27 protein-coding genes are annotated in these 19,443 nt (G+C 62.3%); 25 read left to right on the forward strand and 2 right to left on the reverse strand.

What is annotated here, in order from left to right; genetic code table 11:
• The first annotated feature begins 26 nt into the window (after window positions 1-26).
• From NWI01_RS00900 to NWI01_RS00970, 15 genes are all read left to right on the forward strand, one after another.
• Window positions 27-356 carry a hypothetical protein gene (locus NWI01_RS00900; protein ID WP_141381864.1) on the forward strand — a complete coding sequence of 110 codons (330 nt, stop codon included), beginning with the start codon at window positions 27-29 and terminating at the stop codon, window positions 354-356.
• Between the two features lie 65 nt (window positions 357-421).
• The gene (locus tag NWI01_RS00905) at window positions 422-754 is read left to right on the forward strand and encodes a DUF1799 domain-containing protein (RefSeq protein WP_210242933.1); all 333 of its coding nucleotides are present in this window, start codon (window positions 422-424) and stop codon (window positions 752-754) included.
• Entirely contained in the window at window positions 754-2,766 is a 2,013-nt protein-coding gene (locus tag NWI01_RS00910; protein ID WP_141381865.1) for a hypothetical protein, read from the forward strand. The genes NWI01_RS00905 and NWI01_RS00910 overlap by 1 nt, the downstream gene beginning before the upstream one ends.
• Window positions 2,766-3,392, forward strand: a complete 627-nt coding sequence (locus tag NWI01_RS00915) for a hypothetical protein (protein ID WP_141381866.1) — start codon at window positions 2,766-2,768, stop codon at window positions 3,390-3,392. Before NWI01_RS00910 ends, NWI01_RS00915 begins: the two co-directional genes overlap by 1 nt.
• Entirely contained in the window at window positions 3,389-4,045 is a 657-nt protein-coding gene (locus NWI01_RS00920; RefSeq protein WP_141381867.1) for a hypothetical protein, read from the forward strand. Before NWI01_RS00915 ends, NWI01_RS00920 begins: the two co-directional genes overlap by 4 nt.
• Window positions 4,042-4,479, forward strand: coding sequence for a GNAT family N-acetyltransferase (locus NWI01_RS00925; protein WP_141381868.1), 438 nt, complete (start codon window positions 4,042-4,044; stop codon window positions 4,477-4,479). The genes NWI01_RS00920 and NWI01_RS00925 overlap by 4 nt, the downstream gene beginning before the upstream one ends.
• Window position 4,480: 1 nt before the next feature.
• Complete coding sequence (locus NWI01_RS00930; protein ID WP_141381869.1) at window positions 4,481-7,024, forward strand: phage tail protein; 2,544 nt, start codon at window positions 4,481-4,483, stop codon at window positions 7,022-7,024.
• A complete protein-coding gene (locus NWI01_RS00935) occupies window positions 6,979-7,434 on the forward strand; it encodes a hypothetical protein (protein WP_181410322.1) in 456 nt (151 codons plus the stop codon). The genes NWI01_RS00930 and NWI01_RS00935 overlap by 46 nt, the downstream gene beginning before the upstream one ends.
• On the forward strand, window positions 7,431-7,850 hold the full coding sequence (locus tag NWI01_RS00940; protein ID WP_141381871.1) for a hypothetical protein: 420 nt from the start codon (window positions 7,431-7,433) through the stop codon (window positions 7,848-7,850). Before NWI01_RS00935 ends, NWI01_RS00940 begins: the two co-directional genes overlap by 4 nt.
• A gap of 419 nt (window positions 7,851-8,269) precedes the next feature.
• Window positions 8,270-8,704, forward strand: coding sequence for a hypothetical protein (locus NWI01_RS00945; RefSeq protein WP_141381872.1), 435 nt, complete (start codon window positions 8,270-8,272; stop codon window positions 8,702-8,704).
• Window positions 8,701-9,051, forward strand: a complete 351-nt coding sequence (locus NWI01_RS00950; RefSeq protein ID WP_141381873.1) for a hypothetical protein — start codon at window positions 8,701-8,703, stop codon at window positions 9,049-9,051. Before NWI01_RS00945 ends, NWI01_RS00950 begins: the two co-directional genes overlap by 4 nt.
• Complete coding sequence (locus tag NWI01_RS00955) at window positions 9,044-9,829, forward strand: hypothetical protein (RefSeq protein ID WP_141381874.1); 786 nt, start codon at window positions 9,044-9,046, stop codon at window positions 9,827-9,829. Before NWI01_RS00950 ends, NWI01_RS00955 begins: the two co-directional genes overlap by 8 nt.
• A 16-nt stretch (window positions 9,830-9,845) precedes the next feature.
• On the forward strand, window positions 9,846-10,325 hold the full coding sequence (locus NWI01_RS00960; RefSeq protein ID WP_141381875.1) for a hypothetical protein: 480 nt from the start codon (window positions 9,846-9,848) through the stop codon (window positions 10,323-10,325).
• 2 nt (window positions 10,326-10,327) lie between these two features.
• Window positions 10,328-10,921, forward strand: coding sequence for a hypothetical protein (locus NWI01_RS00965; RefSeq protein ID WP_141381876.1), 594 nt, complete (start codon window positions 10,328-10,330; stop codon window positions 10,919-10,921).
• A gap of 14 nt (window positions 10,922-10,935) precedes the next feature.
• A complete protein-coding gene (locus tag NWI01_RS00970) occupies window positions 10,936-12,273 on the forward strand; it encodes a DUF2793 domain-containing protein (protein ID WP_141381877.1) in 1,338 nt (445 codons plus the stop codon).
• Window positions 12,274-12,275: 2 nt separating this feature from the next.
• On the opposite strand, the gene NWI01_RS00975 is transcribed toward NWI01_RS00970, so the two are convergent.
• Window positions 12,276-12,995 carry a class I SAM-dependent methyltransferase gene (locus tag NWI01_RS00975; protein ID WP_141381878.1) on the reverse strand — a complete coding sequence of 240 codons (720 nt, stop codon included), beginning with the start codon at window positions 12,993-12,995 and terminating at the stop codon, window positions 12,276-12,278.
• A 433-nt stretch (window positions 12,996-13,428) separates the two neighbouring features.
• On the opposite strand from NWI01_RS00975, the gene NWI01_RS18730 reads away from it, so the two are divergent.
• The 10 genes from NWI01_RS18730 to NWI01_RS01015 all read left to right on the forward strand — a co-directional run bounded on the left by NWI01_RS18730 (window position 13,429) and on the right by NWI01_RS01015 (window position 19,014).
• A complete protein-coding gene (locus tag NWI01_RS18730) occupies window positions 13,429-13,581 on the forward strand; it encodes a hypothetical protein (RefSeq protein WP_181410323.1) in 153 nt (50 codons plus the stop codon).
• 58 nt (window positions 13,582-13,639) lie between these two features.
• Entirely contained in the window at window positions 13,640-13,972 is a 333-nt protein-coding gene (locus NWI01_RS19490; RefSeq protein ID WP_244613590.1) for a hypothetical protein, read from the forward strand.
• Entirely contained in the window at window positions 13,965-14,435 is a 471-nt protein-coding gene (locus NWI01_RS19495; RefSeq protein ID WP_244613591.1) for a hypothetical protein, read from the forward strand. Before NWI01_RS19490 ends, NWI01_RS19495 begins: the two co-directional genes overlap by 8 nt.
• Window positions 14,428-15,696 (forward strand): DNA-packaging protein, encoded by a 1,269-nt coding sequence (locus tag NWI01_RS00985; RefSeq protein ID WP_141381880.1) that lies wholly within the window; start codon window positions 14,428-14,430, stop codon window positions 15,694-15,696. The genes NWI01_RS19495 and NWI01_RS00985 overlap by 8 nt, the downstream gene beginning before the upstream one ends.
• 49 nt (window positions 15,697-15,745) lie before the next feature.
• Window positions 15,746-16,921 carry a phage portal protein gene (locus NWI01_RS00990; protein ID WP_141381881.1) on the forward strand — a complete coding sequence of 392 codons (1,176 nt, stop codon included), beginning with the start codon at window positions 15,746-15,748 and terminating at the stop codon, window positions 16,919-16,921.
• A gap of 42 nt (window positions 16,922-16,963) precedes the next feature.
• Window positions 16,964-17,176, forward strand: a complete 213-nt coding sequence (locus NWI01_RS00995; protein WP_041344858.1) for a hypothetical protein — start codon at window positions 16,964-16,966, stop codon at window positions 17,174-17,176.
• Window positions 17,176-17,364 (forward strand): hypothetical protein, encoded by a 189-nt coding sequence (locus NWI01_RS01000; protein WP_141381882.1) that lies wholly within the window; start codon window positions 17,176-17,178, stop codon window positions 17,362-17,364. The genes NWI01_RS00995 and NWI01_RS01000 overlap by 1 nt, the downstream gene beginning before the upstream one ends.
• A gap of 82 nt (window positions 17,365-17,446) precedes the next feature.
• Window positions 17,447-18,094, forward strand: coding sequence for an HK97 family phage prohead protease (locus tag NWI01_RS01005; RefSeq protein ID WP_141381883.1), 648 nt, complete (start codon window positions 17,447-17,449; stop codon window positions 18,092-18,094).
• Complete coding sequence (locus NWI01_RS18735) at window positions 18,094-18,771, forward strand: RNase A-like domain-containing protein (protein ID WP_181410324.1); 678 nt, start codon at window positions 18,094-18,096, stop codon at window positions 18,769-18,771. Before NWI01_RS01005 ends, NWI01_RS18735 begins: the two co-directional genes overlap by 1 nt.
• A gap of 51 nt (window positions 18,772-18,822) precedes the next feature.
• The gene (locus NWI01_RS01015) at window positions 18,823-19,014 is read left to right on the forward strand and encodes a hypothetical protein (RefSeq protein ID WP_141381884.1); all 192 of its coding nucleotides are present in this window, start codon (window positions 18,823-18,825) and stop codon (window positions 19,012-19,014) included.
• Between the two features lie 48 nt (window positions 19,015-19,062).
• Here NWI01_RS01015 and NWI01_RS01020 read toward each other — a convergent pair whose 3' ends face one another.
• On the reverse strand, window positions 19,063-19,350 hold the full coding sequence (locus tag NWI01_RS01020) for a hypothetical protein (protein WP_244613592.1): 288 nt from the start codon (window positions 19,348-19,350) through the stop codon (window positions 19,063-19,065).
• Window positions 19,351-19,443: the final 93 nt, after the last annotated feature.

Below are 19,443 nucleotides of genomic sequence, written 5' to 3' on the forward strand. Positions count from 1 at the left end.
GATCTCGTTACGGGAGGCTTCAAACCGTGTTCAAAGTCGTCAAGAATCGCACCTTCACCATCCCGGTCAAAGTGATGACGCCGGTCGACGGCGGTCACCTCGCCGAAGAAATAACCGTCACCTACAACTACCTGCCGACCGATCAGACCTCGACTTTCGATATGAAGACAGCGGCGGGGACCGATGCGTTCCTCACAGCCGCCGTGCGCCGGCTCGACGATCTGACCGACGAAGCCGACAACCCGTTGCCCTACAGCGACGAGCTTCGCGACCAGATTCTCAAAATGCCGCATGTGCGCAACGCCGTGGTCGCGGAGTATGCCAGGGCCGTGACCACGGCCGCCGAGGGAAACTGACATGGGCCGCGCGGCAATGGGCGCGCGGCCCGCGTTCCTCGATCGCGCCGGACGATCGCGAGGCGGTGATAGCCGACGCCGTCCGGTTCGGCATGGACGCAAAGTCGATCGCCCATCTTCGTGCAGCGATGCAGATCCCGACCGAACAGGAAGAGACGGGAGTCTGGCCGGAGAACTGGGACACCGTGGTCGCGTTCCTTGCGGTGTCGACCCAGTGGCGTGTCGTCCCGATCGGCGGCGGGTTCTCCGCGCCGGCGCTGATCTACATCGGTCTCGACTACGCCGCGGTGCGCGTGGCGCTCGATGCCGAAGCAATCCCTGTGACGCCGGCCGTGTGGCGCGGCTTGCGCGTGATGGAAAGCGCGGCAAGCGCCGCTCTCAATGAGGTCAACCGTTAATGCGGGTCTCGCTAAAGATCGATGGTGACGCCAGTGGCGCCGTGCAGGCGGCCACCGATACGTCACACGCGGTCGTGGACCTGGACAAGGCAGTCGCGGCGGTTTCGAAAAAGATCGTCGATAGTTTTGAAAAGGCCTCCGGCGCGGCCGGCAAGGCGATTCAGGGCATCGGTGAGGCAGCCGGCGTCGCCAACGATAACGCCATCGACAAAATCTCCGGCGTCACGCAAAAGGTCGCGCAACTCACGGCTGGCGTCTTCGGAGCCGAGAGCGCCTTCGGAAAGTTGACCGCCGGTACGGCCAGCGTGATATCCGGGTTCGGAGCCGTGGTGCGAGCGGCGACGCCGATCGCGCTGATATCCGGCATCGTCGGGCTGGTCACCTCTGCGATGTCGACGCTCCATTCGATCATGAGCACCGGCGCTCAAACTTCGCAGCGCGATCTGGACGAACAGGCGCGGCTCATTGGTGTGGTGCGAGACGCCTACAGGGATGCGTCCAGAGCGGCGGGCGAGTTCTTCGAGCAGAGCAAGGCGGTTACGCAACTCCAGTTGAGCCAGAGCACAATCGCGCTGCGCTCTGACCTGCAGCGGCAGGTGGCGAGTGCCGTCGGCGGCTTTTTTGAAAACTATGCGATCGCCGGTCTCAGCAAGCTCGGCAGTCCTTTTGCCGACGATTCCGAGCTTCGGAATATCGAGACGTTGAAGTCATCGGTCGCTGCGCTCAACGCGGCGATCGCCAGCGGCTCGACCGACGTCAGGAAGTATGTCGATGAAATCGCCGAGATCGGCAACGCGGCCGCCGCGACCAACCCGAAGCTCGCGAAGGCCGCCAGCGACATCGTCAAGGCGTTCAGCAGCGCCACCGCCGATCAGAACCGGATCGCGCAGAACGAGGCCGCGCTCGCCCAGCTCAACGGCACCGCGACCGAAACTCAAAAGCGGCTGCTTGGAATTTCGACCGCGACACGGGAAGCCGGCGAAAATTTCGATCGCTATCTGAAATCCGTCGATCGCCGCTCCGCCGCGATGGAGGCCGAGGCGACCGCGCTCGGGGGCTCGACCGGCGCGATGGAGAAATTCCGCACCCAGGTCGTGTTGACCGAGTCGGCTCATCAGGCCGGCGCCGGCGTTGCCGAGAAGTATGCCGCAGCCATTGCGAAGATCTCGGCCCGCGCCGGCGAGGCATCGCAAAAGCTCGCGGTGGCGCGGATCGAATCCGCCGCGACGTTTCAGCTTCAGCAGCTCGGGCGTAACAGCATCGACCAGAGCGTCGCGGGCCAGTTGGATGGCGCCTTCGGCGATCAGCTCGATATGAACGGTTCGACCGCGCAGCTCGTCCGCTTCACGGAAAGAATGAAGGAGCTGAAGGCGACGACGCTTGAGTTGACGCAAGGAATCTTTCGCGACTTCCGCAACGAGATCGCCAACGGCGCGACGGCGTGGGAAGCTTTCGGCAGAGCGGGTTCCAACGCCGTGCAGCGCGTCGCTGACAAGATCGCCGACAAGGCGCTCGATAGTCTGGTCTCCAACATGTTTGGCTCCTTCCTCGGCGGTGGAACATCCGGCGGCGCAGGCGGGCTGATCGGTCGCCTGTTCATGGCCGCCGGCGGCGGCACCTTCGGTCCGGGCTGGGGTGTCGTTGGCGAGGAAGGACCGGAGCTCATTCGCGTCTTCAACGGTGGCGTCACCGTCTACCCCAATGATGTGAGCAAGCCCTATCTGCCGGGATTCGCCCAGGGCGGCACGCTGTCGCCGCTCGGCAACGTCACGCGGCTGCCGCGCGGCGGCCAGGACAATTCACCTGCAATGGCTTCGCCCATGGCCATCAGCGTCAATGTCGCCGGTGCACGCGGCAATCAGGAAATCCACGACATGGTCGCCGCGGGCGTCGCATCCGGCATCAGGCAGTTCGCCGGCAGCCGCCAGTTCGACGTCCAAACACAGGCGAGCATCCGCAAGGCGCTGGCGCGCGGTAACGGCAATCTGGCGCGCGGCGCGGGAGTAGGCTGATGGCGCTCACATTCCCGCGCACTGATATCGTCAACCCGTGGAATTTCGCGACGCAATCGTTCACGCTGCCACCGCGTCAAGAGACGAGCACGGGCGCCGATGGCACGATCTGGGGAAAGGATTTCGGGCCGCGCTTGTGGCTTGCACAATATGGCACCGGCGATCTCGACCACGACAGTGCGCTTGCACTTGAAGCCCGGTTGAATTCGCTAAGGGGCGTTATCCATCTATTCGAAGCTGGCGACGGCCGCAGGCGTTATCCCAGGGCGCATAAGAATGGCGCGTTCAATGACACCGGCACATTGAAATCGGTCGGTGACGACAACATGTCGCTCAGCCTCGGCGGCCTGGACGCCGGGTTCAAGCTGTCGGTCGGCGATTACCTGTCGTTCGACTTCGGGACCAAGCGAGCGTTGCACCAGGTGCTCGAGGATGTCACGGCCGATGGCAGCGGCGACACGGTCGAATTCGCCGTCTGCCCCGAAATCCGGCCCGGATACGCGATCGACGCGGGCGTGAAGCTCAAGAAGCCGGCCGGCCTGTTCTTGCTGATGCCCGGCTCGGTTGCCGCGCTATCGGAAGGCCCACGCTCGAATGTCACCTTTCAGGCGAGGCAAGTCGCATGACGCGCTCGCTCTCGGCCGAAAATCAGAACGCTAATGAACAGCGCGCGCTGATCTATCGCGACTTCATCTGGATCATCGCCAAGGATCGCTCCGACGGATCGCCGGTGCCCATGGGTGTCTGGTCCGACGTGTTCGACATCCTGGCCGAGGTCATTGATCCCGCGACCGGCGGGGCCGCCTCGCGTTCCTTCACCGGCGCCGGCGCGGTCATCTCGATCAGCGACATTCCCCTGGTGCAGGGCATCGCGGTCCAGGAAGTCGAGTTGCAGCTCTCGGCTCTCGAATCTTCCGTCAACGATTTCCTTCGCACCTACGATTGCAAGCAGGCGGATATTCAGATTTTTCGCGGCTGGTTCGACCCGGCGACGCAGTCGATGGTCGCACCGGCCGCGTGCCGTTTTTCCGGCTTTATCAATGAAGCGCCGGTCACGACGCCCGCCGAAGGTGCGGGCAACAGCGTCGTCAAGGTGGCCTGTACGTCCAACACCCAGGAGCTGACCCGTTCCAATTCCGACACCGCGTCCGACGCCTCGCAGCGGCTGCGCAGCGGGACGGACAACTTCCTGCAGGACGTCGCTGTCGTTGGCGACTGGCTTGCTCCATGGGGCGCGTCGGATGGCTCGCCGACGGGGATGGGGACCAAAGCATCATGATCCGCCGGGCGCACGAACTCGATACCGGTGCGGTGATGCCCTTGCTGCGCTCGGCGCATCAGGCGAAGGGCCTCGATCGGCTGTTCGCTTTTGATCCCCTTCTGATGGAGCGGCGCTGGCGCGCGCATCTCACGTCGCCGGATTCGCTCTGCCTCGTTCACGAAGTCGGCGTCCGCCCGCGAGGCGTCTTTGTCGGCATGGCCAGCAACTATCCCTATGGCGCCATCACCGGCGCGATTGAGGTGATCTCGTTCATTGAACCGGATTATCGCGGCGGCGCCTGGTTCAAGATGTGTCGCATCTTCGAGGATTGGGCGCGGGCGAGAGGCTGCCGCTTCGCCGCACAGACCGGCAAGGATGATCCGCGCTTCGCAAAAGCGCTCGACCGCCGTGGTTACCTGCCGTTCGAAACGCACTACTTGAAGGAGCTTTGAAGTGGCGTTTCTCGGCCTGGGCGCAGCACTGTTCGGAGCCGGCACGTTCCTCGCCGTCGCGGCCGACGTCGTCATCGGCCTTGGCGCGTCGATCGGTCTCAGCTACGCCGCGCAGGCGCTCGCCGGCAAGCCGCAGCAACCTTCATCGCCCGCCCAGCACTTCGCCGCGCAGATTCGGCTCCAGGCGGACGGCGCGCTGCCGCGCTCGTTCCCGATCGGCAAGACCTGCCTCGGCGGCCAGCTCGTCTACTTCAACACCTGGGGAAATGACGGCGAAACGCCCAACGCCTATTACACGCGCGTCACCAAGCTTTCCGACCTGCCGATCAAGTCGCTCGACGGCGTCTGGATCAACGGAGAGAAATGCACGCTCGGCAGCGATACCGGCACCGGCATGGGATTGCCGGTGCTCGAATATCGGAAGGACGGCGTCGATCATCTCTGGATCAAGTTCTATGACGGCACGCAGACGGTCGCCGACAGCTTCCTGACCTCGAAGGTCTCGTCGGCCGCTCGGCCGTATGAATCAACCCGCGTCGGCGTCGGCTGTGCCTACGTCATCGCGACCGCGCTGATCGACGACACGCTTTATGCCGGCCGTGTTCCCGAATTCAAATATGAGGTCTCGGGAATTCGGCTCTACGATCCGACCAGGGATTCGACGAACGGCGGCTCGGGGTCGCATCGCTATTCCGATCCGTCGACATGGGGCGGCGACGGCGACGATTATCCGATCGTGCAGGCCTACAACATCATGCGCGGCATCCGCTACGCCGGCACATGGGTTTACGGCCTTCAGCGGGCCACGCAGGCGACATTGCCGGCGACTAACTGGAACGCGCAGATCGCGAAATGCCGATCGACGATCCAGGGCGCGGGCGGAATGGAGCCGACCTATCGCGCAGGCGGCGTCGTCACGGTGAGCGTGCAGACGGCCGACACACTCGACATGCTGATGACCGCCTGCCAGGGCAAGATGTCGGAGGTCGGCGGATGGTACAAGGTGCATTGCGGCGCGCCGGATAGCGCCACCTTCGAATTCACCGACGGCGATGTTCTGTCGTCGGAAGACCAGACCGCGACGCCTTTCCTGACGCTTGACGCCAGCATCAACGGCATCACCGGCTCCTTTCCTAATCCCGAGCAGGGCTGGAATCCGGACAGCGCGCCGCCGCTCTATGCCACGCCGCTTGAATCGAGAGACGGCAATCGCAGGCTTCTGGCGACGCCCTCATTCGATCTCGTGCCTTATGCGGCGCAGGTCCAGCGTCTCATGAAATCAGCGCTGGAGGCCGCGCGGCGGGAGCGCTCGCACAGCCTGGTGTTGCCGCCGCCATTCTGGAGCGTCGAACCGGGCGACGTCTGCAGCTGGACATCGGCGCGGAACGGCTACGACGGCAAGCTCTTCACGGTCACGGCGAAGACCGACTGCGCGAACAACGACACCGGGCTTGTGATTCAGGAGGTTGATCCCGCCGACTATAGCTGGAATTACGAGACTGATTATCGGCCGGGCACGTCGGGCCCTACGGGCTTTCCGCGGCCGGAGCCGCAAGGCATCAGGATGTGGGCGGCCGAAGGCGTGTCCATCATCGACGCGGACGGATACAAACGCCGGCCCGGCATCCGGCTCTCCTGGGACGGCGACATGCCGGGCGTCACCGGCGTGCGCTACAAGGTACGCCGCAAGAACGACGCTAGCCCTGTCACCTCAGGCAACACGCTGGAGCTGTCGGCCGGCGCACTGATCATCACTCATTCGTTGCTGCCGGACAATCAATACGAGGTCGCCGGCCAGTACATCCCGAGCGCGCCGCGCGACATGCTGTGGTCGGACTGGATCGAGGTCGCGACGCCGGACGTGAAGTTCTCGGTGCTCGACTTCGACGCGGCGATCAAGGCGCAGATCACGACGATTCAACAGCAAGTGCAGGACTTCGTCCACGCAACAGAGGCGCTGATCGCATCAGTCGCGGCCAACCAGGACGCACGGAACTGGCTGGATAAGACTTCCGTTCGAACTCAGATGACGGCGCGAGCCGGAGTGTTGTCCGCAACGATAACAAACGTACAGACTGTTGCGGCCGATGCTACGGCTGCGCTCGCAAGCAGTGTCGAAAGCCTATCGGTTGCGGTGGGAAAGAACACGGGCGCAATTACTGTCACGCAGGAAGCGGTCGCATCGCTCACAGAAGGGATCGGTCTCTCCTACGGCGTAAAGCTCGACGTAAACGGGTATGCCGTGGGCTTCCAACTACTGAATGGCGGAGCCGATACGGGGTCGACCACTTTCACGACCGATTACTTCCAGATCGTCACGCCGGGGCAAAGCCCGAAAAAGCCTTTCATTGTTTCAGGAGATACGGTTGTGCTCGACGCTGACAACATCCTGCTCAACGGCTCCGTCAAGGCGACGAAACTGGATGTGGCTCAACTGAGCGCGATCAACGCCAATCTTGGCGACGTTAGGGCGGGTACATTGAAGAGTCCGAACGACAAGTGGGATCAGAATTTGAACAATGGCACCTTGATCATATCGGATTAGCCATGAGCACCCGGCGCGTCATTCTCGGAAATCTTGGTGGTGGTCAATACGGGCTGCGCGTCTCGCTGCCGGGGCACGATGTCGTTTCAGGCGGAGAGTTGTCTTTCGACAGCGGCTGGACCGATATCGTCAAAATGATTCAAGTCGGCTTGGCGAGTAAAACAGCGGACTTCAATTTCACCGATGTCATCTTTCCTTCGCCGGGCTATCAGCCCTTTGCTGAAGTGCGCTACCGATCCGGCCTACGCGTCTATGATGACTACAGCCCGCTCGCGACCAGTGTCGCGCCTCAAGGCCTCGGAGCCACCATTCTAACCGATCGACTGCGACTTTGGCCGGCTCCATCTAGCCCGGTTGTCGCCTATGACGTGATATACGCGGTCTTTCGCGTTCCGGTTCCTGCGCCATGACCCGCCGCGTCGTGATTGGAAAGCGGGCGAACGGCGACACGGGCGTGTTTGTGTCGCCGGCCGGCGTCGACGCCTATACAGCGGCCGACGCAAATTTGGTGCTCGGCATCTCGGCTCGCGTGTCGCAGCTTTTGATGCTGGGAAACGTTGCGTCGAGTCAGACGATCATATTGGGTTTCGGCGCGGTCCCTCATGTCCTGCTTACCTCCCAGCAGACTGTTAATTTGGGCTACATTTCATTCTCCGGCCCTGTCCGACCTTCGCCGATGATGACATCGACGCCGGACGGCAGTGGTGGATACACAATTACCCCAGCTGACCCATCGTTCGCCGACATTGCGAGCGACGGCTCGTCCATGTACGTCACTGCGCCGCGTAGAACGATCTACGCGGTCTACAACCGGGCGATCTCATGACGAACCGGATTAGAATTGCATCCGGCGTTTCATCACCGTTTCGCGTTTCGGTGGCGGGGGTAGACGTTAACGGCGCGACCTTCGATGGCCTTCTGTTCGACGGCAATCAGATGCCGCTTCGGGTTTATGCTGCCGGATATGTTTCGGCGGCCGTGGAGCCTGTCGCCGGGATAATGGGCACTCCTGGGCCTTTTGGTCCGACGACGCCGGCAGGAACCTATCCTCTCTTTGCAATCGCATGGCGGGCAATTCGAACGAACACGACATTGACTTTGAGAACGGTGGGGCCTGACGGCGGCGGCGCGTTTGACGCGAGCAATCGACTTCACGCTTTGACCTTCAGGCCGCCTGGAGGCGTTGTCGGTGATCTTCCAAACACGCTGATAAACTATCTTATCTTTCGGAACGCGGGGTAGTAGATGCTCTTTCTTCTTCCCAATGAAGAAGGCCGGATCATGCAGGCCAACAAGGTTTATGACCCTGATGGGTATGACCGAAGGCTGGATGAGGCTGGCGTCAGTTATATCAAGGTCAATCGTCCCGGCGTGCTGTCGCCGGGTGAATGGATGTGCTCGACGCGCAAGGGCTCGATCGTGCCGGTGCATCGCCGGCCGACGATGAAAGTCAGCGTTGATAAAATGGCCTTCAAAGCCGGTGACAACGACGCCGTCGTTCTGAAAGGCGCGCCCAAGGATGTCACTTTCTCGGTCACCGTGCAGGGTAGCGACGTCTGGACCGGCACATTGCCGGATGGCGAACTGGAGTTGAGCGTGCCGGTGCCTGGGCTTTATTGTGTCAGGTTGACGCGCTGGCCCTATCGCGATTTTGAAGTGACGATCGAGGCCATCGCATGAAGATCACGCTCGATCCCATGCCGGCGTTGCGCGCCGCGTCGAAAGCCAAGGTCAATCGGCACTTCGACAGTCTCGCACAACCGCATCGGGACGCCGCCTATACGGCGAAGCGAGCCATGGCGGCCGCGACGCTGGCGAGCGGTGCCGCTCCGACTGCATTGCAAGCCGAGGCGGACCTGCGCGGCGTCACGGCCCGTGCTCTCGCCTCACTCATCATGTCGAAGCCGGACGTCGTGACCGAGCGTGAGCTCCATCGGCAGAAGGTCATGGCCGCGCTCGATGGCGCGCGAACACCGGCCGAGCTCGACGGAATCTCGAAAGACCTGACGGGACGGAATCATGACTGATTTTCCCTCCTACGCCCATGGCACCGTCACCATTGAGGCTGGCGCTACCGTCGCGACGTTCGACAGCGCAATTATGGCCGGCGGCAATGCTCGCGGCGGAGACTTGCTGAAAACAGATGGTCACGTCGTCGATATCGTCGACGTGATCGACAACTTTCGCCTCAAGATCGACCCGTGGCCTTACGATGCCGTCGCTGCGGTTGAATACAAGATCGTCAAGTGTTCGCCCCTGCGTTTCGTCGGCGGTCAGGCGATGGCCGATGTTTCCTCCCTGGTCGCCCGGATCAACACGCAAGGGCTGGTCTGGACGCTCCCACCGGGTGTCCATAGCCCCGACGGCTATGTCGCCGAGGAAGGGCAATATATCGAGGACACGTCGACAAATGAACGGTGGCGGATGACGTCGGGCGCCTGGGTGTCGCAGGGCATTTCAGATCCCGTGTTCAGCCGATACGACTTCGCGGTGGACGTTCCCGCGCGCCCGGCCAGCAACTTCGTCGTCAAGAAGTGGGTTGTCCCTTCTCTCGTGACGTTCAGGGCCGACCTTGTCGAAAGCGCGGCGAATGCCGACGTCGCCGCAACGAACGACACAACGTTTTCGCTCACCAAGAACGAGGTCGAATTCGCGACTTTCACTTTTGCGAGCGGATCGCACATCGCCACATTCGCGTGCGCGGCCGATACCGAATTCGTAAAGGGCGACGTGCTGCGCTGTGTCTCACCGCCGCGCGATGAGTCGCTCTCCGACATCGCAATCACCATCGTCGCTTTCAGATAGAAGGAGCATCTCTCCAATGGCCGTCACAGCACACGTCTACAACCACTACGCAAAGGAGATCGCAGCCGGCGCGATCGACCAGGAAAACCGGAAGCTGATGTTTCTGGATGCGGACGCAGCTACCCTGTTCAACGCCACACACACCTCCGTCGACCAGGTCGCCGGCGCGCTCGCCGGCGAGCCGGAGGAACGGGAACATGAAGTCTATGGCAACGGCTGGCCGCAGGGCGGTCCGGCTGTCGCCGAGATCGCCGCGACGACAATCAACACCAACGGGGCCGCCGTGTCGGGCGCTCAGACGGTTGAGGATGCGACCGGCGGGTCGATCGGGCCGGGCCGCTCGATCCTCGACTATGACGCGACCAGCGGAAAGCCGTTCGTGTTCTATGACCTCGGCCAGGACGAATATGCTGGCGATTCCACGCCGTTCAAGCTGACGTTCGACCTCGACGGCACGCCGGGGCGGATGATCGAGTTATTGGTCGTGGAAGAATAGTCATGCTCGGCTACGGCATCCTCGGCGAGCTGATCCCCGGCGACATCGCGGCGCCGGCGGTCAAGTCGATCTCACTGCCGAAGGTGACGCTGCGGGTGACGGCCGCGATGCTCGGCATCCTCGCCGGCCGCAACATCAATCTGCCGAAGGTCGTGATCAGCTTCGCGCCTAAGAGCCCGACGGTGCTCGCCGGCCGGTCGATCTCGTTGCCGAAGGTGACGATAGCGCTCTCGCCGCGCCCGGTGGCGCCGGCCGCCGGCAAGCACATCGGCCTGCCGCCGATTCACATGACTATCCGCCATGGCACGGTCCTCATCCGCGCCGGCAAGATCATCAATCTGGCGAATACGTTTGACCGGACCTACGCGCTGGGCGTGCCCGGCGAAATCGTTCCGGGAGCCTTTGCGCTCGGCGACGGCGACCCAGTCACGGTCACCTATACACGGCCGGTGCAGCTACGCATGACCGCCGCGCAGCTTCGCCTTGCCGCGGGGAAAAATATCGGGCTGCCGCCGATCAGATTCACCCTCAGGAACGGACTGGTCGAAGCGGATGCTCGCGGCCGCCCCATCAGCGGCGACATCATCGCGTCGTAAAGGAGAAGCAAGCAGTGGTTAAACTGGTCGATAACGTCAAGTTCAACACCCCTTCAACGGGGTCAGGCGACCTCACTTTCGGGTCGGCGATCGCCGGCTTCATCGCACCGGGAGATTCCGCGCTCGAGGACGGCGACACGGTGCGCTATCGCATCGTCGAGGTCATCGAAGGGGTTCTGTGCTTCGAACAGGGAACTGGAACAATCGCGGATTCCGTCGCCAAGCTGGAGCGGACTTCAGTTGACCAGTCCTATAACGGCAGCGCGCTCGGAATGAGCAAGCTTGATCTCGGTGGCACGGCAATCGTCGGCTTCACAGTGTCGGCCGCGGATATCGTGAATCCGGCGGACCCCGCAGCCCTCGACAATCTCGGCGGCACGACCGTTGGCAAGGCGCTGTTTACGGCGGCGAATGCTGCGGATGCGCGCGCGGTGACGGGCGTTATCTATCCACCGCAAGGGCGCTTGACGCTACAAAGCGGCGTGCCGGTTATGACAACGGCGCAGAGCAGCAAGACGACGCTCTATTACACACCGTATGTCGGTAATCAAATTCCGATTTACGATGGCACAAAAGCGGTGCCTACCAATTTTTCAGAGCTTTCAACTACGACAACTGACACAACGCATAATCCTGCGGCGATCGGCGCAGGCGAGGTCCACGACTGGTTTGTATGGAACGATGGCGGGACGCTGCGGCTCTGCCACGGGCCTGCTTGGTCAAATAGCACGACGCGTAGTGCTGGAACCGCGTTGACGAGAGTTAGCGCAGGAATTTTGGTCAACGCTGTAGCGATTACCAGCGGTCCCGGTTCTTTACAGGGAACATACGTAGGCACGACTACTGTCAATAGTATTTCGCAATTTAATTTTCTGCCGGGTACTTCTGCTTCCGGAGGCGGCTTTGGATACATAGGCCTCTGGAATGCCTACAATCGTCGGCCGGCGCATTTTTTTGTGCGAGATTCGACAACAAACTGGTCTTACACGACCGCCGCGTGGCGCGCGGCAAACAACAGCACGGCAAACAGCATAGCTTTCGTCAGAGGGCTTGATGAAGACGGGGTTGAAGCACTCTATTCCCTTCTAGCTTTTGCGACATCCGGCGCGGCTCAAATAGGTATCGGCATCGGACTAGATGAGACGAATGCGATCGCAGCGAATGCGACGAGCTTCGTGTCGTATTACAGCCTTGGAGGAAACAATCAGGGGCCCGGTGTAGCTACTTATTCAGGGCATCCGGGGATAGGTTATCACTATCTTCAAGCCATTGAATACGGTGGAGCAAACGGAGCTTTTAATAGCAACACAACACTCCATAAAGGTGGGTTATCCGCGACACTTTGGTATTGATCTCAACGAGGATAATCCACTTTCTCGAAATGGAACTTCTTTGAGTTGGTAACTACATCGATATATCCGGTCGCGAACTTGTCGCGCCAACAAAGAAATCCGTCATGCTTGTCGTAAGAAGCGTCAACTTCGTCAGACGAGTAGTATTGAAGCGAACGCACATCAAGCACAGGCATTGTTCGTCTAATTCGGTTAGCCCAATGATTGGGGTCGGTGTATTGAATACAAAGAATAGCAGCGCTTCGGATTGCCTTCGCAATGAATTTATCTATGTCGGTCAGATAAGGGGTGACGCCCATTGCCAGAGCGACGTATGATTCAGGCAACGGTTTGTCATCCTGCAAATCTGCGTGAATATAGCTAACGTCTGCGTTAGGCGCGTTAGCTTCCACATTGCGACGCGTCGTGGCGAGGGACGACTCCGAAAAGTCGATAGCGTTGACGATCGCGCCTCTCTTTGCCGCTTCGACGACGAAAATGCCGGTCCCGCAACCTAAATCGGAGAACACAACGCCGGGTTCGATATTCTTGTCGAGGAACGCGATCGTCCGACGATATCGCTCCTTCATCAACCGACGTTCGATGCGACCGATCGTGGAGTTGTAAATGGAGGTAAACCAGGCCGGGCGATCGAATGCCTCGTGGCCGTGGGAGATGTCGAGGTACTTGTCACCCCAACGATCGATGTTCTTGTCCCAGTAGTCTTGGAATTGTGCTGGCATTTCCGCTCTCCGCCTCAAGGTTGCCGGTTGTGTAGCACACAACCCGGCAGTCCTTAAGGGGCTGGCGGAACTTCCGTTTCTAGGGCCGTTCAAGGCCGATTTAAGGGGGTGCCATTTGATCTTGCGCGCGGTGCCATTTGAATTTGCGCGCTACAACACGATGCTTTCCGGCTTGCCTGGTCATTCTCCGCGTCCCCGGGTGATTGATGCAAGCCATTGGCGGTGCATCTTTTGCGCGGAACCTGACGAAGGGGTCAGACGTTTCCCTCCTCAAATATGAGTGTGTTCGAAAGACGTGTGTTCGGGGCTCGACCCGAAAATGAACACCGGGCCGCGAGAAGGACGCGCGTTCCGATCGGAATAGTGGAGTCGCGGTTTCAGATTCGACGTTGCGTAAAAGCTCCAGTCGCGTGGATCGCAGAGGAGAACCGGCATGACGACGGAAGAACGCCGTCAAACCGCGAAGACATCCATGGAGATCGGACAGGGCGAAGTTGAGCTCTCCGCTCTTCTGCTGTTGACCATTAGCACCGGGCTGGCTTCGCTGATCATTTGCCTGGTGTGGCTCGTATTCGTCCACCAGTGAGTTCGACGTAAGACCTGTCTGACACGCGAGGGGCTCACCCACCTCGCTCGAAAACGCTATGGCGGCATCGGTTCCGCTTGAGGGGGTTCTGGATATTCATGTGTGCGACGCGAACCGGCAAACCGGCACGCAAGCCGGCGGCGGGGCGCGCTGCCTCGCGCGCAAAGCTGACGCCATCAAGCACAAAAATGTCCTCCGCATCGAAGAAAACGGCGGCGTCCCCGGTTCCAGACAAGCCGCTCGCGCCGATATCGCAACCCAGGACCAGGAAGGCGAAGACGGAAGCAGCGACGAAGCGGAGCGCGACCGGCACATCGCCAGCTGGCAAGACACGCGCCGCCGTTGCCGCGCGCAAGGCGACGATCGCCGCCACCACGCGATACGTGGATGACGCGCCCATTATTCTTGAGGAGCACGACGATGCGGCGAAGGCTGGATTGAGCCGGCAGCGCACGCGGGTGACAACCGTTCGGCGCAAGGATCAGCCGAGCCCGCGCATCAAGCGCACCGCGGTGGAGCGTGTCGACGATCCGCCGCCGGCGACGGGCGCGGTTCTGATCGAGCGGGTAACGCGCGCGATCGAGCGCGAATTGTCCCTGATCGAGGTGATCGTCGGCGGCAGTCATTTGAAACCTCAGCAGCGCACGGAAGCCGAACGCCGCGCCCGCACGCTGGCCAGTCTCGCGCGCACGCTGGGGGAGGTGACGCGGCTGCGCGCCGGTCAGGAGAAGGTGAAGCCCGCCGATGACGACGCCGTGCCCCGCGACCTTGACGAGTTCCGGCGCGCGCTTTCGCGCCGACTGGAGCAGATGGTCGTCCCGCCAGCGACGCCTCCTGCTGGAGAGCATGAGTGAAGCGGAACTCGGATATCTTGCCCGGCAGTGGGATGTTTTCGCGCATCCGCATCAACGGCCGCCCGAGTTCGCGCCGAACGGCGCGCCGTGGCTGATCTGGCTGATGATCGGTGGTCGCGGGGCCGGAAAGACCCGCGCGGGAGCCGAGTGGATTCGCGCGCAGGCATTGGGCCTGCCGCCGTTCGCCAGCGAGGCGGTATCGCGCATCGCGCTGGTCGGCGAAACCGAACATGATGCGCGCGAGGTGATGATCGAAGGCGTGTCCGGGTTGCTCGCGGTTCACGCCGCTCACGAGCGGCCGTCATGGTCGCCGTCGCGCAAGCGGCTGGAGTGGAGCAACGGCGCGGTGGCGCAGGCGTTTTCCGCCGACGACCCTGAAAGCCTGCGCGGGCCGCAATTCGGCTGCGCCTGGTCCGACGAGATGGCGAAGTGGCGCTACGCGGAAGCTGCGTTCGACATGCTGCAATTCGGCTTGCGGCTGGGGTCGCAGCCGCGCCAGCTCATCACCACCACGCCACGGCCGACCGCGCTTTTGAAACGGCTGATGGACGACCCCGCAAGCGTGGTGACGCGCGCGCCGACGCAGGCCAACGCTTTCAATCTGGCGCCGACCTTCCTGCAGGGCGTGATGGCGCGCTACGCTGGAACGCGGCTCGGACGTCAGGAACTTGACGGCGAGATCATCGAGGACCGGCCCGATGCGCTTTGGTCGCGTGCGCTGCTTGAGCGATGCCGCGTGAGCGAGGCGCCGCCGCTGCGACGCATCGTGGTCGCGGTCGATCCGCCGGCGAGCGCAACCAGGCGCGCGGACGCCTGCGGCATTGTCGCGGCGGGGCAGGCCGCCGACGGCGCTGTTTACGTGATTGCCGACGAGACCGTGGCGGGCGTGACGCCGGCGCAGTGGGCGGCGAAGGCGATCGCGCTGTGGCGGCGATGCGAAGCCGATGCGCTGGTGGCGGAAGTCAACCAGGGCGGCGACATGGTGAAAGCCGTGATCGCGGAGGTCGATGCTTCGGTGCCTGTGATCGCGGTGCGCGCCACTCGCGGCAAATGGCTGCGCGCCGAGCCGGTGGCGACACTTTATGAGCAAGGCCGCGTCAGGCACGCCGGCGGCTTCGCCGCGCTTGAAGACGAGATGTGCGACTTCGCCCTCACGGGCCTGTCGTCCGGCCGTTCGCCGGACCGGCTCGACGCCCTGGTGTGGGCGGTGACATCGCTGGCGCTGGTATCGCGCGCCCAGCCGCGGGTGAGGGGACTGTGAACGCTGCTCCTCTCCTCGGGTGCGGGGAGAGACAAATAAAGGATCGCCAATGCGCTTGCGCTTGAAAAACATGTTTGCTCCACCCGAGACAAAAGCCAGCCGCACGGCCAGGCTGCTCGCCTTCGAAAGTGGCGGCCGCGCGCGCTGGACGCCGCGCGACTATGCGGCGCTGGCGCGCGAAGGCTATCTGGCCAATCCCGTCGTGCACCGCGCGGTGCGGCTGATCGCGGAGAATGTGGCGTCCTGCAGCTACCTCGTGTTCGAGGGCGCGCAGGAACGCGAGGCGCATCCGCTGTCGCTGCTGCTCGCGCGCCCGAATACGCGGCAGGACGGCGGCGCGTTTCTCGAAACGCTGGTGTCGCATCTGCTGCTGGCGGGCAATGCTTATGTTGAAACGGTCACGCTCGACGGGGCGGTGCGTGAACTTCATACGCTGCGACCCGATCGCATGAAGGTGGTGCCCGGCGCCGAGGGTTGGGCGGAAGCGTATGAATACAGCGTCGGCGGGCGCAGCGTGCGCTTTGATCAGGCCTCATCCGCCGTGCCGCCGATCCTGCACCTGACGTTCTTTCATCCGCTTGACGATCATTATGGCCTTGCGCCGATCGAATCCGCCGCCGTCGCCATCGACACCCATAACGCCGGATCGAAATGGAATAAGGCGCTGCTCGACAACGCCGCCCGGCCGTCCGGCGCGCTGGTCTATTCCGGGCCCGAGGGCGCGGTGCTCTCGGACTCGCAGTTCGACCGGCTCAAGCGCGAGTTGACCGATACCTATCAGGGCGCGGTGAACGCGGGCCGGCCGTTGCTGCTCGAAGGCGGACTGGACTGGAAAGCGATGTCGCTGACCCCGAAGGACATGGATTTCCTGGAGGCCAAGCACACGGCCGCGCGCGAGATCGCGCTCGCTTTCGGCGTGCCGCCGATGATTCTCGGCATTCCCGGCGACAACACCTACGCCAATTTTCTGGAAGCCAATCGCTGCTTCTTTCGCCAGACCGTGCTGCCGCTGGCGTCGCGTATCGGCAATTCGTTCGCGCAGTGGCTGTCGCCGCAGTTCGGCGAGAGCATCCGTATCGTCGTCGACACCGACAAAATGGACGCGCTCGCCGCCGATCGTACGGCGTTGTGGGAACGGGTCAGCGATGCGGCCTTTCTTACGCTCAACGAAAAGCGCGAAGCGGTCGGCTATGCGCCGATCGAGGGCGGCGACCGCCTGGAGTGAACCGTCACTCTCCCGCAAAGGGAAAAAAGCAGGAAGATCGTCATGTCTGATCTCATCCGCATCTTCAGCGATCGCGGCGATCTCGCTCATCTCGCGCTGTTTCTCTGGGCCAGCGCCGCGAGCGCCGGTCTGCTATTTGCGCTTCGCGAACTGTCGGCGGCTTCGCGCCGCTTCGACGATTTCGTTCGCGAGTTGCAGCGCTTCAACCGCACGGCGCATCGCCGCGCCGAAAACATCAAAGAGGATCTGGACTGATGGATACCCTTCACCGCGTTCTCCGCTCGTTCGGCACCGAGACGAAATCCTCGCGCGATCATCTCACCGTGTTTCGCGAGTTTCTCGCGCATCTCGATCGCGCGCAGCGCAATCCTCCCGTGGCCCGCGCGCCTCGCGCGAAGTCGCAAACGCGACGTAAGCCGGTGAAGCGCGGCCGCAAGGGATGACGTTTATCCGGTAAGGTCCGGCGCGCCACGCGCCGTCTTCAAGTTCAAGAATTCCACTCCCTTGCCCGCTGCGAGGCCGATCATGCACGCTCCGTTGTCATCCGTGTCCCGCCTGTCGTTCTCCAGCGACGGCATGGTCGAAGGTTATGCCAGCCTGTTCGGCGAGATCGATCAGGCGCGCGACATGATGATGCCCGGTGCGTTCACGCAGACGCTGAAAACGCGGGGGCTGCGCAGGATCCCGATGCTGTTCCAGCATGATCCCGCCGAGCCGGTCGGCGTCTGGCTCGAACTGCACGAGGATTTTCGCGGCCTCTGGGCGCGGGGAAAGCTGATCCCCGACGTGACGCGCGCGCGCGAGTTGCTTTCTTTAGTCGAGGCCGGCGCGGTGGATGGACTGTCGATCGGCTATCGCACCGTGCGCGGCCGGATCGAGCCGCGCACGCGCGTGCGTCATCTCTATCAGGTCGATCTGTGGGAGATATCCATCGTCACCTTCCCGCTGCTGGCGGGAGCGCGTGTCCGCGCCGTGAAGCAGGCGACGCCCCCGTCGCCGCGCTCGCGTGCGCGGACACAGGCCGAGCGCGAATGGCGGAGCATGAGGCAGGCCGCGGATGAACCGGCGCCGTCGCTCCGCCCGCGCCCGGTGGTGACGTCGCTGCGTGGCAGGGAAGCACGGCGCGCCGCCCTGTATGGTGCGATGCGCGCGCCGTTGGCGGGAGCGCGCTGATGGCAAGTTATGCTGGCATATTCGAAGCGGCTCAGCGCGCGTGTTGGATGCGGCCTGACGCCTACAGATGGATCCGGCCGGACGCCGCGCGCTTTCTCGCTCCCGGCACCGATCCTCGTGACGTCCTTCCCGCGCTTCAACGCAAGTTCAATCCGGACCAGCCGCGCGTCCCCGCCGGCAATCCGGACGGCGGGCGGTGGACGGATGGCGGCGGCGGCCGTCTCGAGCAGATTCAGCATCGGCCGAACAAGCGACCCATTGACCTGCTGGAAGAGCGCAGCCTGGGTGGCCACGCCATCGAAAGGCATGTCGGCCTGAGCAACGCTTCTCTTTTGAAAGCGGTTAACGATGCGGCCAGTTACGCTCGCCGGAACGGCTCGGCGTTCGGTTTGAGGGAAGGTTCCTTTCCCTCGCTGGAGGCGGCGAACAAGCTGGTCAATTCGACGATTGCGCGAAATCCGGACAAGGTTGATAAAGTCGTCAGCGGGCTTTCAGGGAAGGAGAACCTTGACGCCATATTCGGTTCGCCGACCGGGAGCGAGGCCTATGCGGCGACCGAGCACTCGCAGCCTTATATCAGGGAAACTTACGGTGTCCGGGTCGTGATCGTGCGTGATCGCAGGAGTGAAAAAAGGTACAGGGTTGAGACCGCGTTTCCGCAGAATTTGGAACGTTAGCCTATGGCGAGATATAAAATCCAAGTTTGCATCGCGCCAACGGATATTCAGATGTATCTGCAGTGGCGTGACGAGCGCGAGTACTGGCTGGGACGGAAGTTCCTTGCCGAGATTGACGATTATCCGGAATCTCAGCGCCAACAGGATCCCAGTCATATCGAATGGTATTATCTGAACGAAGACCAGTTCGAGAAATTGACGAAGTTCCGCAAGGAACTACGCGCGAAACGCAGGGGCCGTTAGACAAGCGATCACCTCGCTGGTGTCGGTCTCGTCGGTGGGCGTATCGGATCACCGCTTGAACGCCAGCCCCAGCGCGAGACCTGCGATGGCTCCGATGCAGATCGCCGCGCCGCCGGCGGCCATGGTCCAGTTCAGAAGATAAAGCGCTATCGACAACATCGTTTTGTCGCCGTGGACGCTCGTCATCAAAAAGGATGACGCAAACGTTGCCAGCAAAACGACGCAGGCTGCGATCCCGATCCAGGCGGCGCCTCGCCTTGAGGGCCGCATCGCAAACCACGCGCTGGCGGTCGCGGCGACGGCCAGGGTTATCCAGACAAAGATCAGAAATCGCATGGTTCGCCTCGACGTGCTCCCGTTGCAGGCCGCCATTCTAACGCACACTCACGCGCAAGTCTTGTGCTCAAACAAGTCCAAACGTCGGACAGG

It is taken from the genome of Nitrobacter winogradskyi, from assembly GCF_006539545.1.
GTDB lineage: Bacteria > Pseudomonadota > Alphaproteobacteria > Rhizobiales > Xanthobacteraceae > Nitrobacter > Nitrobacter winogradskyi_A.

What these genes read in the sequence shown, in the direction of transcription:
- NWI01_RS00920 (WP_141381867.1), top strand. Translation starts at nt 3,389, where the DNA reads ATGACGCGCTCGCTCTCGGCCGAAAATCAGAACGCTAATGAACAGCGC.
- NWI01_RS01015 (WP_141381884.1), top strand. Translation starts at nt 18,823, where the DNA reads ATGTATCTGCAGTGGCGTGACGAGCGCGAGTACTGGCTGGGACGGAAG.
- NWI01_RS18735 (WP_181410324.1), top strand. Translation starts at nt 18,094, where the DNA reads ATGGCAAGTTATGCTGGCATATTCGAAGCGGCTCAGCGCGCGTGTTGG.
- NWI01_RS00915 (WP_141381866.1), top strand. Translation starts at nt 2,766, where the DNA reads ATGGCGCTCACATTCCCGCGCACTGATATCGTCAACCCGTGGAATTTC.
- NWI01_RS00910 (WP_141381865.1), top strand. Translation starts at nt 754, where the DNA reads ATGCGGGTCTCGCTAAAGATCGATGGTGACGCCAGTGGCGCCGTGCAG.
- NWI01_RS19490 (WP_244613590.1), top strand. Translation starts at nt 13,640, where the DNA reads ATGGCGGCATCGGTTCCGCTTGAGGGGGTTCTGGATATTCATGTGTGC.
- NWI01_RS00955 (WP_141381874.1), top strand. Translation starts at nt 9,044, where the DNA reads ATGACTGATTTTCCCTCCTACGCCCATGGCACCGTCACCATTGAGGCT.
- NWI01_RS00985 (WP_141381880.1), top strand. Translation starts at nt 14,428, where the DNA reads ATGAGTGAAGCGGAACTCGGATATCTTGCCCGGCAGTGGGATGTTTTC.
- NWI01_RS00965 (WP_141381876.1), top strand. Translation starts at nt 10,328, where the DNA reads ATGCTCGGCTACGGCATCCTCGGCGAGCTGATCCCCGGCGACATCGCG.
- NWI01_RS00995 (WP_041344858.1), top strand. Translation starts at nt 16,964, where the DNA reads ATGTCTGATCTCATCCGCATCTTCAGCGATCGCGGCGATCTCGCTCAT.
- NWI01_RS00925 (WP_141381868.1), top strand. Translation starts at nt 4,042, where the DNA reads ATGATCCGCCGGGCGCACGAACTCGATACCGGTGCGGTGATGCCCTTG.
- NWI01_RS00960 (WP_141381875.1), top strand. Translation starts at nt 9,846, where the DNA reads ATGGCCGTCACAGCACACGTCTACAACCACTACGCAAAGGAGATCGCA.
- NWI01_RS18730 (WP_181410323.1), top strand. Translation starts at nt 13,429, where the DNA reads ATGACGACGGAAGAACGCCGTCAAACCGCGAAGACATCCATGGAGATC.
- NWI01_RS01020 (WP_244613592.1), bottom strand. Translation starts at nt 19,350, where the DNA reads ATGCGATTTCTGATCTTTGTCTGGATAACCCTGGCCGTCGCCGCGACC.
- NWI01_RS00950 (WP_141381873.1), top strand. Translation starts at nt 8,701, where the DNA reads ATGAAGATCACGCTCGATCCCATGCCGGCGTTGCGCGCCGCGTCGAAA.
- NWI01_RS00975 (WP_141381878.1), bottom strand. Translation starts at nt 12,995, where the DNA reads ATGCCAGCACAATTCCAAGACTACTGGGACAAGAACATCGATCGTTGG.
- NWI01_RS00940 (WP_141381871.1), top strand. Translation starts at nt 7,431, where the DNA reads ATGACCCGCCGCGTCGTGATTGGAAAGCGGGCGAACGGCGACACGGGC.
- NWI01_RS00990 (WP_141381881.1), top strand. Translation starts at nt 15,746, where the DNA reads ATGCGCTTGCGCTTGAAAAACATGTTTGCTCCACCCGAGACAAAAGCC.
- NWI01_RS00945 (WP_141381872.1), top strand. Translation starts at nt 8,270, where the DNA reads ATGCTCTTTCTTCTTCCCAATGAAGAAGGCCGGATCATGCAGGCCAAC.
- NWI01_RS01000 (WP_141381882.1), top strand. Translation starts at nt 17,176, where the DNA reads ATGGATACCCTTCACCGCGTTCTCCGCTCGTTCGGCACCGAGACGAAA.
- NWI01_RS01005 (WP_141381883.1), top strand. Translation starts at nt 17,447, where the DNA reads ATGCACGCTCCGTTGTCATCCGTGTCCCGCCTGTCGTTCTCCAGCGAC.